This is a genomic window from Pseudomonas sp. R76 (assembly GCF_009834565.1).
Classification (GTDB): domain Bacteria; phylum Pseudomonadota; class Gammaproteobacteria; order Pseudomonadales; family Pseudomonadaceae; genus Aquipseudomonas.
Genome location: NZ_CP019428.1, coordinates 5053491 through 5067126, shown reverse-complemented (window position 1 = coordinate 5067126; position 13636 = coordinate 5053491). Strand labels below are relative to the sequence as shown.

The window sequence follows — 13636 nt, the reverse complement described above, 5'->3', positions numbered from 1 at the left end:
CTGAACGATTGCCCGAACGTGCGTTGCGCGCTGGAGAAAAGTCCTACGAGGTGCGTGCCTAAATCCTCGACTACAGGCGCTTTTTCTTAACGTTGTTTGCCGGTCAGGTTTTTATAGTCGTGGGGTTGCCGTGTTGGCCGTTTCTGGAAGCAAGTAATTGAATGTCATTAGTCGGATGCAGAGGTGCGTATGACCATCGCGAATGATGTGACTACCACCTCACGGGTGTTTGCTGGATGGACCTTGTATGGCGATGGCCAGTTGACGGGCGAAGGCGTGGATATCCAGTTGCCACCCAAGGAGTGGCATGTACTGCGGCTGCTGTTGGCCTCCAATGGCGAGTTGATGACCAAGGACCGGTTGCTGGCGTTGGTCTGGCCGCGTGGCGAGGTGGCCGAGGAGTCACTCACGCGCTGCATCTATGCATTGCGCAAACACCTGAAAAAAGACAAAGACTTTATCAAGACGATCTATGGCAGAGGCTATCGCTTTACCTGTGCGGTAAAAGTCGAGCTGCACGCATCGCGTCAGGCTGGTCGGGGACGTGCGCAGTACATCTGTTCGGCGTGTGGCCAGGTGGCACATGATTAAGCGATTGGGCCAAGGCCTGCTGTTGAGCGTACTGATGAGTAGCCATCACGCCTGGGCCAGTTGCTGGGACGATGTTGCCCGCCGCTACGATATCGAGCCGGAGCTGTTGCAGGCGATTGCTGCAGTTGAGTCGGGTTACCGGGTGCAGGCGCTGAACACTGACAACAGCGATGGCTCCCGGGATATCGGCCTGATGCAGATCAACAGCATGCACCTGCCTCGCCTGGCCAAGCAGGGGATTACCGAGGAAAGGTTGCTGACTGAGCCGTGTTTGTCGGTGGAAGTGGGCGCTTCGATCCTTGCCGAATTTATCCAGCGTTTCGGCTATAACTGGACCGCCGTGGGCTCCTACAATGCCGGGGTGGCACCGGAGCGAGAGGCGTTGCGCCTGCGTTATGCCGAAAAAATCTGGGCGCAGTACGAGGCGTTGGTCGCGCAACGCCACTGACGATTGAGCGGCGTACCTCGCACCTGGCGCGCCACCCCGGCTATAATCGGCGCCACCTTTCGCCGCCATCCGAGTCTAGCCCGCCCATGTATACCCTGGCCCGCCAGCTGTTGTTCAAACTCTCCCCGGAAACTTCCCACGATCTGTCCCTGGACCTGATCGGCGCCGGTGGCCGCCTGGGGCTTAATGGCCTGGTATGCAAAGCGCCGGCGAAGATGCCGGTATCGGTGATGGGGCTCGATTTCCCCAACCCGGTTGGGCTGGCGGCAGGCCTGGACAAGAACGGCGCGGCCATCGACGGTTTTGCACAACTGGGCTTCGGCTTTGTCGAAATTGGCACCGTGACGCCACGGCCGCAGCCGGGCAACCCGAAACCACGGATCTTTCGCTTGCCGGAAGCCGAGGCGATCATCAACCGCATGGGCTTCAACAATCAGGGCGTTGACCACTTGTTGGCGCGGGTTCAAGCGGCGAAATACAAGGGCATCCTCGGCATCAATATCGGCAAGAACTTCGATACGCCGGTCGAGAATGCGGTGGATGATTACCTGATCTGCCTGGACAAGGTCTACGCCCACGCCAGCTACGTCACCGTCAACGTCAGTTCGCCCAATACGCCGGGCCTGCGCAGCCTGCAATTTGGCGATTCCCTCAAGCAACTGCTTGAAGCCTTGCGCCAGCGCCAGGAAGACTTGGCCGTGCGCCATGGCAAGCGCGTGCCGCTGGCCATCAAGATCGCCCCGGACATGAGTGATGAAGAAACCGTGCTGGTCGCCCAAGCCTTGGTGGAATCGGGCATGGACGCGGTAATCGCGACCAACACCACCCTCAGCCGTGTCGGCGTTGAAGGGCTGGCCCATGGTGATGAGGCAGGCGGGCTGTCGGGTGCACCGGTGCGGGACAAGAGCACTCACATCGTCAAGGTGCTGGCAGCTGAGTTGGCGGGGCGCTTGCCAATCATCGCCGTGGGCGGCATCACCGAAGGCAGGCATGCGGCCGAGAAAATTGCCGCCGGCGCCAGCCTGGTGCAGTTGTACTCCGGCTTCATCTATAAAGGGCCGGCGCTGATTCGCGAGTCGGTGGATGCGATTGCAGCGTTGCCCAAAGCTTGAGGCAATAAAAAGGGCTCCCTAAAGGAGCCCCTGGGCCGAAGCCCGCCGCCCTGATGGGGCGTGCGTGGTTAAGTCGTTACATCATCTTCAAGGTGGTGTGTCGGATTAAGTGCCCTGTGTTAGCCGACGGCGTGAAGTTCGTTGAGTCTGTGGATTCCCGCAGTGCCAGTCATACCGTCCCAGTTGTCGCCGCGTCCTTCTCGCCAGCCGTTGATCCAGGCTTGGCGTACCGACGGTAGAGTAAATGGGCAAAGCTCACGGGATTTGCCATGAACGCCATATTGATATCCGCGTAAAAATGCTCTTTCCAACGGATCACGCTTAAGTCTTCTCATAGGGTGTTTCCCTCACTTGTTGACTGTCTTGATATCCTTCGGCCTCGTCCGAGGCCGGGCAGAGTTTTTCTGCCGTTGGTGGGCTCGCTGCCGGCGTGGCGAGCCAATGTGTCGACGTCGTTACGGCGCCAACCTGTGTTGAGTTCTAACCAATAGGTCACATGGATTCAATGATCGTTTTGTCATAAGCACGTAACGATAACGATGCTATAGCCATAAGCTGGGCTGGCTTTTCGCCCCATTTGTTGGGCAAACCCAGCTATGATGTGCCCTGCAAAGAGGATGGGTTTAATCCTTTAGTGAGAATGCCCGCCCGTTGCAGTCGGTTATTATTCGACGAAGGGTCGGAATATTTCTTTTTGTTGCGATCATTTATTTATCTGCCCCGGAAATTTTGGCCGAAAGGCCTGGCCGCCGGGGTGGAACGGCACATTCGTGCCACGCGAGCGCTCTTCAAGAAAAGTGCTTGATTGAAAACCGAGCCGGCGATGCGTCGCCCGTTCATTTATTGCTGAAAAGCCTGGAATGCCCCATGTCGGACCGTTTTGAACTCTTCCTCACTTGCCCCAAGGGCCTCGAAGGCCTGCTGATCGAGGAAGCCGTCGGGCTTGGCCTTGAGGAAGCCCGCGAGCACACCTCGGCCGTGCGCGGCATGGCCGACATGGAAACCGCCTACCGCCTGTGCCTCTGGTCGCGCCTGGCCAACCGCGTGCTGCTGGTGCTCAAGCGCTTCCCGATGAAGGACGCCGAAGACCTCTACCACGGCGTACTGGACATCGAATGGGCTGACCACATGGTCCCGGATGGCACCTTGGCGGTGGAATTCAGCGGCCACGGCTCGGGCATCGACAACACCCACTTTGGCGCGCTGAAGGTCAAGGATGCGATTGTCGACAAGCTGCGCACCCCGACCGGCGAACGCCCGTCCATCGACAAAATCAACCCGGACCTGCGTATCCACCTGCGCCTGGACCGCGGCGAAGCAATTCTGTCCCTCGACCTGTCCGGCCACAGCCTGCACCAGCGCGGTTACCGCTTGCAGCAGGGCGCGGCGCCGTTGAAGGAAAACCTGGCGGCGGCGATTTTGATTCGCGCCGGCTGGCCGCGCATTGCTGCCGAAGGCGGCGCGCTGACTGACCCGATGTGCGGTGTCGGCACCTTCCTGGTCGAAGGCGCAATGATTGCCGCCGACATGGCCCCCAACCTCAACCGCGAACTGTGGGGCTTCACCACCTGGCTCGGCCACGTCCCGGCGCTGTGGAAAAAGCTGCACACCGAAGCCACCGAGCGTGCGGCCATTGGCATGAACAAGCCGCCGTTGTGGGTGCGTGGCTACGAAGCCGATCCACGCCTGATTCAGCCCGCGCGCAACAACATCGAACGTGCAGGCCTGAGCCACTGGATCAAGGTGTACCAGGGCGAAGTCGGCACCTTCGAGCCGCGCCCGGACCAGAATCAGAAAGGTCTGGTGATCTGCAACCCACCGTACGGCGAGCGTCTGGGTGACGAAGCCAGCCTGTTGTACCTCTACCAGAACCTTGGCGAGCGCCTGCGTCAGGCGTGCATGGGTTGGGAAGCGGCGGTGTTCACCGGCGCGCCGGACCTGGGCAAGCGGATGGGCATTCGCAGCCACAAACAGTATTCGTTCTGGAACGGCGCGTTGCCGTGCAAGCTGCTGCTGATCAAGGTCAACCCGGACCAGTTCGTGACGGGCGAGCGCCGCACGCCGGAACAGCGCCAGGCCGAACGTGAGCAAGCCGCTTACGATCAAGCCCCGACCGAGCCGGTTGAGCGCCAGTACAACAAGAACGGTAACCCGATCAAGCCGGCCCCGGCGCCGGTGGTTGAGCAGGCACGCCTGAGCGAAGGCGGGCAGATGTTCGCCAACCGTCTGCAGAAGAACCTCAAGCAACTGGGCAAATGGGCCAAGCGCGAAGGCGTGGACTGCTACCGCGTGTACGACGCCGACATGCCGGAATATTCCATGGCCATCGACCTGTACCACGATTGGGTCCATGTGCAGGAATACGCTGCGCCGAAATCCATCGACCCGGAAAAAGCCTCCGCGCGCATGTTCGATGCCTTGGCCGCGATTCCCCAGGCGCTGAACGTCGACAAGAGCCGCGTGGTGGTCAAACGTCGCGAGCGTCAGAGCGGCACCAAGCAATACGAGCGCCAGAGTGCCCAGGGCAAATTCACTGAGGTCAGCGAAGGCGGCGTGAAGCTGCTGGTCAACCTCACCGATTACCTGGACACCGGCCTGTTCCTCGACCACCGCCCGATGCGCATGCGTATTCAGAAAGAGGCGGCCGGCAAGCGTTTCCTCAACTTGTATTGCTACACCGCCACTGCCAGTGTGCACGCGGCCAAGGGCGGGGCGCGCAGCACCACCAGCGTCGACTTGTCCAAGACTTACCTGGACTGGGCACGTCGCAACTTCTCGCTTAACGGTTTCTCCGACAAGAACCGCCTGGAGCAGGGTGATGTGATGGCGTGGCTGGAAGCCAGCCGCGATGAATTCGACCTGATCTTCATCGACCCGCCAACCTTCTCCAACTCCAAGCGCATGGAAGGCATCTTCGACGTGCAGCGTGACCACGTGCAATTGCTCGACCTGGCCATGGCGCGCCTGGCACCGGGCGGCGTGCTGTACTTCTCGAACAACTTCCGCAAGTTCGTACTGGAAGACAACCTCAGCGAACGTTATGCGGTAGAAGAAATCAGCGACAAGACCCTCGACCCGGATTTCGCGCGCAACGCGAAGATTCACCGGGCCTGGAAAATCACCGCGCGCTGATCCCGGTACCAGGTTGCACCAAAAAGCCGCAAGCCCAGCATTTTCTGGGCTTGCGGCTTTTTTGCGCTGGTCAAACAGTGGCCTCATGGCTATAACTTAAGCCCTAGCCAAAGTGACAGCCCTGCACGCTGGCGTTGTGAGTGTTGCCTATGCCGATGCATGCCGTCCGCCCCAAGATCCTAGGCTTTATCAGTGAGCAGGCGTCGGCTTGGCTGGTGGCATTGGTGGTGTTACTGGCAGGTTGCGCGCTGACGGTGCTCGTTGCCTGGGCCGCCGCCGATCTTTATCAGCAACAAGTTCGCCAGCGCTTCCAGTTGCTGGTCAACGAGCGCTACACGCGCCTGCAGGAACGCTTTGAAGACCAGGAGCAACGCCTGGCCAGCCTGCAGCGTTTTTTCGTCAATTCCAGTGACGTGTCCCGTGCCGAGTTTGACGGCTTCGCCCAACCCTTGCTGCTACGCGCCCGTGCGTATGCGTGGGCGCCGCGGATATTCCGCGATCAACGCAGCGCATTTGAACACGAGATCTCACTTCAGCTCGGCGCAGCCTTCAGCATCCGCGAACTGAATTCGTCGGGTGAGCTGGCGCCGGCCCCCCAGCGCGATGAATACGTGCCGGTGCTGTACAGCCAGACCCAAAGCCTGCTGGGCTCACCGCTGGGTTTTGATCTGCTGGCCCAGCCGCTGCGGCGCTCGGCCCTTGAGCGTGCGCAACAAAGCGGTAAGCCGGCGGTGTCCCAGCCGATGCAACTGGTGGGTGTGGAGCCGGCCTATGCCGCCGGGGTTTTATTGGTGGCGCCCGTGAGCAAGCTGCCCAACGCTGAACCCAGCGGTTTTGTGATGGCGGTGATCAGCATGCGTCAGTTGGTGGCCGATGGGCTACCCAAGCCGAACCGCGACAACCTGATGATGCAAATCGTCGACACCTCCGATGCCCAGCAGCGCGTGCTGTATGCCTCCAGCAATGCCGTCGGCGTCAGTGACCTCAGCGCCGCGCGGCGACTGACCCTCGGCGACCACGTGTATGCCCTGACATTGCGCGCGAGCCAAGTCTTCGACCAGGCCAACCATTCCTCGATGAGTACCATCCTGACCATGGGCGGGCTGCTCAGCCTATTGCTCAGCGCTTTGCTGTACGTACTGGTCAGCCAACGCCAGCGCGCACTCAAACTGGTGGAGCAGCGCACCGTGCAATTGCGCCTGCGTGAGCAAGAGTTGCGCGGGGCGCACGGGCAATTGCGCAGCGTGCTGAACGCGGCGACTCAAGTGGCGATCATCGCCACCGACCTGCGCGGTGTGATCAATACGTTTAATGCCGGTGCCGAGCAGATGCTGGGCTATAAGTCCGAGCACGTGCTGGGGCGCATGACCCTGGAAAGCCTGCACCTGGCCGCTGAACTCGAAGCGCGCTCGGCCGCCTTGAGTGTGGCCATGGGCAAGCGCATCCCGCCGAGCCAGGCGATGCTGGTGGAGAGCCCGGACAACCTGCACGAGGCCCGGGAGTGGACGCTGTTGCGTGAAAATGGCAGCCCGTTGACCGTGAACATGCTCGGCACAGTGCTGCTGGATGACCATGGTTTATGGATTGGGCACTTGGCGATTTACCTGGATGTCACCGAACAGAAACGCGCCTACGAGGCGCTGGCGGCGCGGGACCGGTTGCTGAAAAAACTCAGTGCCCATGTACCCGGCGGGATCTTCCAATTCGTCCTGGAACACCAGGACAACGGACGGTTCATCTACGCCAGCGATGGCATGCGCGATATCTATGAAATCGAGCCCGGCGTGCTGCAGCAGGACGCGGGCAAGGTCTTCGAGCGTATTCATCCGCAGGATGTCGAGCGGGTACGCCTGTCGATTCGCTTGTCGGCGCTGCAATTGAGCCACTGGCGCGAAGAGTACCGCGTGCTGCTGCCGCAACGCGGCCTGCGCTGGATTCGCGGCGAAGCTACGCCAGAAGAATTACCGGGAGGCGGCACGCTCTGGCACGGCTACGTGTCGGATATCTCCGATCTCAAGCGCGTGGAGGAAGAACTGCGCGCGCTGTCGATCACCGACTCGCTGACGGGTATTCATAACCGCCGCTATTTCCACGATCGCCTCAAGGCCGAGATGCTCAGGCTTAACCGTACCTCGGGGGCGCTGTCGTTGATCATGCTCGACATCGACCACTTCAAGCGCATCAACGACCAGTACGGGCACGCGGTCGGCGATGGCGTGTTGCAGGAGGTGTGCACGCGCATCAGCCAGCGCCTGCGGCGTACCGATGTGTTCTGTCGCCTGGGCGGTGAAGAGTTTGTGGTGTTGTGCCCGCATACCGATCGCGATCAGGCGTACAGCCTGGCGATGGAATTGTGGCAGTCGCTGCGCAGTGCGCCGATGGACGCGGTGGGCATCGTGACCGCCAGTTTTGGTGTGGCGAGCTGGCGCATCGATGAAGGCATTGATGGGCTGCTGCTGCGCGCAGATTCGGCGGTGTATGTGGCCAAGCAGGCGGGCAGGGATCGGGTGGAAGCCGAAAATGTGGGAGCTGGCTTGCCTGCGATCGCATCACCGCAGTGTGACTGATACACCTCGGTGCCTGCATCGCAGGCAAGCCAGCTCCCACCTTGGATCTGTGTGGTTTTTAAAGTACCGGTGCCGCCGCCGTCAGCTTCGGCTGGCGATACAGGTCCAGCAGCACCTGATCCAGCACCGACGACGCGCCCCACGGTTTCGAGTCGTTGAGGATCGCCACCACCACCCAGGTATTGCCGTTGTTGTCGCGGCTGAAGCCGGCGATGGCGCGCACGGTGTTCAGAGTGCCGGTCTTGACGTGGGCTTCGCCGCGCATGGCCGTGGTCTTCAGGCGTTTACGCATGGTGCCGTCGGTGCCGGCAATCGGCAGCGAGCTGATGTATTCAGCGGCGTATGGGCCTTTCCACGCGGCTTGCAGCATGGCTGCCATCTCGCGAGCGCTGACGCGTTCGGCGCGCGACAGGCCGGAGCCGTTTTCCATCACCAGGTGCGGCGCGGTGATGCCTTTCTTCGCCAGCCACTGGCGCACTACGCGCTGTGCCGCCTTGGCATCGTCGCCGTCGGCATCGTTGCGAAACTGTGCGCCCAGGCTCAGGAACAACTGCTGGGCCATGGTGTTGTTACTGTATTTGTTGATGTCGCGAATGATTTCCGCCAGGTCCGGCGAAAAGGCGCGGGCGAGGACTTTGGCGTCCTTGGGCACAGAAGCCTGGATATCGCGGCCCTGGATGGTGCCGCCCAATTCCTGCCAGATCGCGCGCACGGCGCCGGCGGTGTAGGTGGCGTGGTCGAGCAGCGACAGGTAAGTCTGCGAGCTGCAGCCATCGCCCAACTGACCGCTGACAGTTACGGTAACGCTGCCATCGGCGGCTGTGACCGGGCTGTAGCGCACGTCGCCGGTGCACTGCTTGGCGTTGGAGACTTTGACCTGGTTGTCGATGCGAATGCTCGCAATCGGCGGCTCGACCGACACGATCACGCGGCCCGAGTCATTGCGGGTGACGAAGCGCAGCGCCTTGAGGTTGACCAGCAGGGCGTCGGGCTTGACCAGGAACGGCTTGTTCTCGTCGTTGCCGTCGTCATTGAACTCGGGCAATTGCGGCTGGTTGAAGAAGCTGCGGTCGAGCACCAGGTCGCCGGTGACTTGCTGCACGCCATTGGCGCGCAGGTCGCGCATCAGCAGCCAGAGTTTTTCCATGTTCAGCTTGGGGTCGCCGCCGCCCTTGAGGTACAGGTTGCCGTGCAACACGCCACCGCTGAGGGTGCCGTCGGTGTAGAACTCGGTTTTCCACTGGTGGTTGGGGCCGAGCATTTCCAGGGCCGCGTAGGTGGTGACCAGCTTCATGGTCGAGGCCGGGTTCACCGAAACGTCGGCGTTGAACACCGTCGGCGTGCCTGGGCCGGTGAGGGGCAGCATCACCAAGGACAGCGCGGTATTTTGCAGTTTGGCTTTTTGCAGGGCCTGCGCAACGTTGGGTGGCAGGGTGTTGTTGATCGGGGCGGCAGTGGCAGAAAAGGCCAGCGGTAGAAGAAGACCGGCAAAAAACATTGAACGTAAAGAATGGGAACGGAAAGATTTGATCATAAAGAATAAAACCCTACTGCTGAGGAGGGTGAAAAAGGCGAGGGGTATGGAAGAAAATCCCTCATTGGTCACGAAAGTGTCGGCATTATGCCCCAAGGTGGATCCAGTTGTAGCTGAACGATAGCTGGTATTGCGCGTTTTTTTGCAGACAGATAGCCGCTTGTCCCAGAGAGTCGGGCAATTGCCGCCTTAAACTGCTAAAGTGCCGCCCGTTATTACTTATGAGGATTGTTCCAATGGCGACTAACCGTTCCCAGCGTCTGCGCAAAAAACTGTGCGTTGATGAATTTCAAGAGCTGGGTTTCGAACTGAACCTGGACTTCAAAGAAGGCCTGAGTGAAGAAGCTATCGACGCTTTCCTCGAAGCATTCATCAAAGAAGCCATGGAAGCCAACGGCCTGGGCTATGTCGGCGGCGATGACTACGGTCTGGTTTGCCTGCAGAAGCGTGGCTCGGTCTCCGAAGAGCAGCGCGCTGCTGTCGAAGCCTGGCTGAAAACCCGTTCCGAGCTGACCAAGGCTGAAGTCAGCCCGTTGCTGGACGTGTGGTATCCGGAAAAGCCGATCAACGCGGCTAAGTGATACTGAAAAAAACGGCGACCTGAGGGTCGCCGTTTTTTTATGCCTTGCGCCAGTTCAGAATCAGCAGCGTCAACACTCCCGCCACAATCCCCCAGAACGCCGAACCGATGGAAAACAGCGTCAAGCCTGACGCGGTGACCATAAAGGTGATCAGCGCCGCTTCCCGTTCCTTCGGCTCATTCATGGCGATGCTCAAGCCATTGATGATCGAGCCAAACAGCGCCAATGCCGCAATCGACAGCACCAGCTCCTTTGGCAGCGCTGCGAACAACGCCGCCAATGTTGCGCCAAACACCCCGGCAATGCCGTAGAACACCCCGCACCACACCGCGGCGGTGTAGCGCTTGTTGCGGTCTTCATGGGCATGCGGCCCGGTGCAGATGGCTGCGCTGATTGCCGCCAGGTTGATGCCGTGGGAGCCGAACGGCGCCAGTACCAATGAAGCCAGGCCGGTGGCGGTGATCAAGGGCGAGGCGGGCACGTTGTAGCCGTCGGCCCGCAGCACGGCGACGCCGGGCATGTTTTGCGAGGTCATCGCCACCACGAACAGCGGGATGCCGATACTGATAGTCGCGGCCAGCGAGAAGTGCGGCGTGGTCCACACCGGTGTCGCCACTTCGAGGTGAAAAGCACTGAAATCCAGCAAGCCCATAAAACCCGACAGCAGTGTGCCGAGCACCAGCGCAGCCAGCACCGCATAGCGTGGCGACAGGCGCTTGATGATCAAGTAGGTGAAAAACATCCCCAGCACGAGGCCGGTGCGATGCTGCGCGGCGACGAAAATCTCGCTGCCGATCTTGAACAGAATCCCCGCCAGCAAGGCCGCCGCCAACGACGACGGGATGCGCTTGACCAGTTTTTCAAAACTGCCGGTCAACCCACACAGCGTCACCAGCACCGCGCAGGTGATGTAGGCGCCGATGGCCTCGCCGTAACTCACGCCGCCCAGGCTGGTAATCAACAGCGCCGCGCCGGGTGTGGACCAGGCAATGGTGATCGGCGTGCGATAGCGCAACGACAGGCCAATGCTGCACACCGCCATGCCGATGGAGATGGCCCAGATCCACGAAGAAATCTGCGCAGTGGTCAAGCCGGCGGCCTGGCCGGCCTGGAACATCAGGACCAGGGAGCTGGTGTAGCCGGTCATCATGGCGATGAAGCCGGCGACGACGGCCGACGCAGAAGTGTCGGCCAACGGGCGCAAAGGCGCTTGGGTGGCGTCGGTCATGGGGAGGTGTTCCTTTTACCTGGGTTTAGCCGGTGAAGGCGCGGATTCAAGCCTAAACTCAAACGTAACCACTCATTGCAATACAGCCGCAGCCGCAAACAGCCGTACAGTGTGTTGGCGCATTGGGTTGTGTACAATGTGCCGTGTTTTTAGGTGATACTTGCCAGCAACACGCGCTTGCCGTATTACCGTTAATTCGCCGCCGTTCTCCAAACCCGAGTGCCCATGAACGAACAGTTGCAACCTCTCAAGAAACAACCGCGAGCCGGCAAGGCCGGTCGCAGCGGAACCCAGGACGATATCGTCTACGCGCATATCTTCGAGGCGATCCTCGAACAACGCCTGGCGCCCGGAACCAAATTGAGTGAAGAGGCACTGGGCGAAATCTTTGGCGTCAGCCGCACCATCATTCGCCGCGCGCTCTCGCGCCTGGCCCATGAAGGCGTGGTACTGCTGCGGCCCAATCGCGGCGCGGTGGTGGCGAGCCCAAGTGTAGAAGAAGCGCGTCAGGTATTCCTGGCCCGGCGTCTGGTCGAGCGGGCGATCACTGAATTGGCCGTGCAGCACGCCACGGCCGAACAGTTGGCCGAGCTGCGTCAGATGGTCAACGACGAGCGCGACAGCTTCTCACGCGGCGATCGCGGTGCCGGTATCCGCCTCTCCGGCGAATTCCACCTCAAGCTGGCCGAAGCGGCGAAGAATGCGCCGCTGATCAGCTTCCAGCGCAGCCTGGTGTCGCAGACCTCGTTGATCATCGCCCAGTACGAAAGCGGCAACCGCTCGCACTGTTCCTACGATGAACACACGCAGCTGATCGACGCGATCGAAGCACGCGACGCGGCGCTGGCAGTGAATTTGATGATGCACCACATGGATCACATCGACAGCAAGCTCAACCTCGATGAGGAAAGCGCGTCGGATGATTTGCATGCGGTGTTTTCGCATTTGTTGCAGACGAAAAAGCCAGGACGCTCCTCGGTAAAACTGTAACCCCGATCAAAAATGTGGGAGCTGGCTTGTGTGGGAGCTGGCTTGCCTGCGATGGCATCACCGCGGTTTACCTGATACACCGCGGTGCCTGCATCGCGGGCAAGCCCGCTCCCACATTTGTTTCTCGGTGTGCTTTAGATCAGCGTTGATGCACGAGATTGCCGGCTGCGTAGGTCTGCAAAATCGTCCGATCATCCCCCAGCGTCATCAACACAAACAACGTCTCGGCAATGTTATTCGCCTGCTTCAAGCGATAGCTCAGCAGCGGCGTGGCGTTGTAATCCAATACCAAAAAGTCCGCGTCAGTACCCGGCTGCAAGGTGCCGATCTTGTCTTCCAGACGCAGCGCCCGCGCGCCGCCCAAGGTCGCCAGGTACAGCGACTTGAACGGGCTCAACCGCGCGCCTTGCAACTGCATGACCTTGTAGGCTTCGTTCAGGGTTTGCAGCAGCGAGAAGCTGGTGCCGCCACCCACGTCCGTGCCCAGGCCCACGTTCAGCTTGTGCTTCTCGGCCATCGGCAAATTGAACAAGCCACTGCCGAGGAAGAAGTTCGAGGTCGGGCAGAACGCCACCGCCGAACCCGTTTCCGCCAGTCGCGCGCACTCGTCATCACACAGGTGTACGCCGTGGGCAAACACCGAGCGCTCACCGAGCAATTTGTAGTGGTCGTACACGTCCAGATAGCCTTTGCGCTCCGGAAACAGCTCCTTCACCCACTCGACTTCCTGCTTGTTCTCACTGATGTGAGTTTGCATGTACAGGTCCGGGTATTCACCCAGCAGTTGCCCGGCCAAGGCCAATTGTTCCGGTGTGCTGGTCGGCGCAAAACGTGGCGTCACCGCATAGTGCAAACGGCCTTTGCCGTGCCAGCGTTCGATCAGCGCCTTGCTTTCCTGGTAGCCGGTTTCGGCGGTGTCGGTGAGGTAGTCCGGCGCGTTGCGGTCCATCATCACCTTGCCGGCGATCATGCGCAGGTCGAGTTTTTCCGCCGCTTCAAAAAACGCATTGACTGACTGCGGGTGCACACTGCCGAACACCAGCGCGGTGGTGGTGCCGTTGCGCAGCAGTTCCTTGATGAAGATGTCTGCGACTTCTTCGGCATGGGCCTTGTCGGCGAACTGGCTTTCACACGGGAAGGTGTAGGTATTGAGCCAATCCAGCAACTGCTCGCCATAGGCGCCGACCATGCCGGTTTGCGGCAGGTGGATGTGGGTGTCGATCAGGCCCGGTGTGATCAGCGCATCCTGATAATGGGTGACGTCAATATCGGCGGGCAGTGTGGGCAGCAAATCGCTGGCATGGCCCAAGGCGCTGATCTGGCCGTTATCGATCACCAGCAGGCCGTCTTCGAAATACTCATAGGAGGCTTCGATCCCCACTTCAGCAGGGTCGGCGATGCTGTGCAGGATGGCGGCACGGTAGGCTTTGCGAGTCAAAGGCATGATTATCTC

Annotated in this window: 11 protein-coding genes; 7 read left to right on the top strand and 4 right to left on the bottom strand. The window is 60.4% G+C overall.

The window, feature by feature from the left end:
- Nucleotides 1-189 precede the first annotated feature (189 nt).
- The 3 genes from PspR76_RS22740 to PspR76_RS22730 all read left to right on the top strand — a co-directional run bounded on the left by PspR76_RS22740 (nt 190) and on the right by PspR76_RS22730 (nt 2151).
- Nucleotides 190-591, top strand: a complete 402-nt coding sequence (locus tag PspR76_RS22740; RefSeq protein WP_159958924.1) for a winged helix-turn-helix domain-containing protein — start codon at nt 190-192, stop codon at nt 589-591.
- Entirely contained in the window at nt 584-1039 is a 456-nt protein-coding gene (locus PspR76_RS22735) for a transglycosylase SLT domain-containing protein (protein ID WP_159958922.1), read from the top strand. Before PspR76_RS22740 ends, PspR76_RS22735 begins: the two co-directional genes overlap by 8 nt.
- Before the next feature lie 86 nt (nt 1040-1125).
- Nucleotides 1126-2151 (top strand): quinone-dependent dihydroorotate dehydrogenase, encoded by a 1026-nt coding sequence (locus PspR76_RS22730; RefSeq protein ID WP_159958920.1) that lies wholly within the window; start codon nt 1126-1128, stop codon nt 2149-2151.
- Nucleotides 2152-2270: 119 nt separating this feature from the next.
- On the opposite strand, the gene rmf is transcribed toward PspR76_RS22730, so the two are convergent.
- On the bottom strand, nt 2271-2486 hold the full coding sequence (gene rmf / locus PspR76_RS22725) for a ribosome modulation factor (protein WP_002553055.1): 216 nt from the start codon (nt 2484-2486) through the stop codon (nt 2271-2273).
- A gap of 532 nt (nt 2487-3018) precedes the next feature.
- Here rmf and rlmKL point away from each other — a divergent pair.
- Both rlmKL and PspR76_RS22715 read left to right on the top strand, forming a co-directional pair.
- Complete coding sequence (rlmKL, locus tag PspR76_RS22720; protein ID WP_017134773.1) at nt 3019-5283, top strand: bifunctional 23S rRNA (guanine(2069)-N(7))-methyltransferase RlmK/23S rRNA (guanine(2445)-N(2))-methyltransferase RlmL; 2265 nt, start codon at nt 3019-3021, stop codon at nt 5281-5283.
- Nucleotides 5284-5432: 149 nt separating this feature from the next.
- Entirely contained in the window at nt 5433-7850 is a 2418-nt protein-coding gene (locus PspR76_RS22715; protein WP_159958918.1) for a sensor domain-containing diguanylate cyclase, read from the top strand.
- A gap of 58 nt (nt 7851-7908) precedes the next feature.
- Here the strand turns inward: PspR76_RS22715 and dacB are convergent, their stop codons facing one another.
- Nucleotides 7909-9384, bottom strand: a complete 1476-nt coding sequence (gene dacB / locus PspR76_RS22710; protein ID WP_159958916.1) for a D-alanyl-D-alanine carboxypeptidase/D-alanyl-D-alanine endopeptidase — start codon at nt 9382-9384, stop codon at nt 7909-7911.
- 236 nt (nt 9385-9620) lie between these two features.
- Between dacB and PspR76_RS22705 the strand changes: the two genes are divergently transcribed.
- Nucleotides 9621-9965, top strand: a complete 345-nt coding sequence (locus PspR76_RS22705) for a YggL family protein (RefSeq protein ID WP_010208515.1) — start codon at nt 9621-9623, stop codon at nt 9963-9965.
- A gap of 37 nt (nt 9966-10002) precedes the next feature.
- On the opposite strand, the gene PspR76_RS22700 is transcribed toward PspR76_RS22705, so the two are convergent.
- Nucleotides 10003-11193, bottom strand: coding sequence for a benzoate/H(+) symporter BenE family transporter (locus tag PspR76_RS22700; protein WP_159958914.1), 1191 nt, complete (start codon nt 11191-11193; stop codon nt 10003-10005).
- A gap of 225 nt (nt 11194-11418) precedes the next feature.
- Between PspR76_RS22700 and PspR76_RS22695 the strand changes: the two genes are divergently transcribed.
- A complete protein-coding gene (locus PspR76_RS22695; protein WP_003175499.1) occupies nt 11419-12183 on the top strand; it encodes a GntR family transcriptional regulator in 765 nt (254 codons plus the stop codon).
- A 139-nt stretch (nt 12184-12322) separates the two neighbouring features.
- Here PspR76_RS22695 and guaD read toward each other — a convergent pair whose 3' ends face one another.
- On the bottom strand, nt 12323-13627 hold the full coding sequence (gene guaD / locus PspR76_RS22690) for a guanine deaminase (RefSeq protein ID WP_159958912.1): 1305 nt from the start codon (nt 13625-13627) through the stop codon (nt 12323-12325).
- Between the last annotated feature and the right edge of the window lie 9 nt (nt 13628-13636).

What these genes read in the sequence shown, in the direction of transcription:
- rlmKL (WP_017134773.1), top strand. Translation starts at nt 3,019, where the DNA reads ATGTCGGACCGTTTTGAACTCTTCCTCACTTGCCCCAAGGGCCTCGAA.
- PspR76_RS22695 (WP_003175499.1), top strand. Translation starts at nt 11,419, where the DNA reads ATGAACGAACAGTTGCAACCTCTCAAGAAACAACCGCGAGCCGGCAAG.
- PspR76_RS22715 (WP_159958918.1), top strand. Translation starts at nt 5,433, where the DNA reads ATGCCGATGCATGCCGTCCGCCCCAAGATCCTAGGCTTTATCAGTGAG.
- PspR76_RS22740 (WP_159958924.1), top strand. Translation starts at nt 190, where the DNA reads ATGACCATCGCGAATGATGTGACTACCACCTCACGGGTGTTTGCTGGA.
- dacB (WP_159958916.1), bottom strand. Translation starts at nt 9,384, where the DNA reads ATGATCAAATCTTTCCGTTCCCATTCTTTACGTTCAATGTTTTTTGCC.
- PspR76_RS22730 (WP_159958920.1), top strand. Translation starts at nt 1,126, where the DNA reads ATGTATACCCTGGCCCGCCAGCTGTTGTTCAAACTCTCCCCGGAAACT.
- PspR76_RS22735 (WP_159958922.1), top strand. Translation starts at nt 584, where the DNA reads ATGATTAAGCGATTGGGCCAAGGCCTGCTGTTGAGCGTACTGATGAGT.
- PspR76_RS22700 (WP_159958914.1), bottom strand. Translation starts at nt 11,193, where the DNA reads ATGACCGACGCCACCCAAGCGCCTTTGCGCCCGTTGGCCGACACTTCT.
- rmf (WP_002553055.1), bottom strand. Translation starts at nt 2,486, where the DNA reads ATGAGAAGACTTAAGCGTGATCCGTTGGAAAGAGCATTTTTACGCGGA.
- guaD (WP_159958912.1), bottom strand. Translation starts at nt 13,627, where the DNA reads ATGCCTTTGACTCGCAAAGCCTACCGTGCCGCCATCCTGCACAGCATC.
- PspR76_RS22705 (WP_010208515.1), top strand. Translation starts at nt 9,621, where the DNA reads ATGGCGACTAACCGTTCCCAGCGTCTGCGCAAAAAACTGTGCGTTGAT.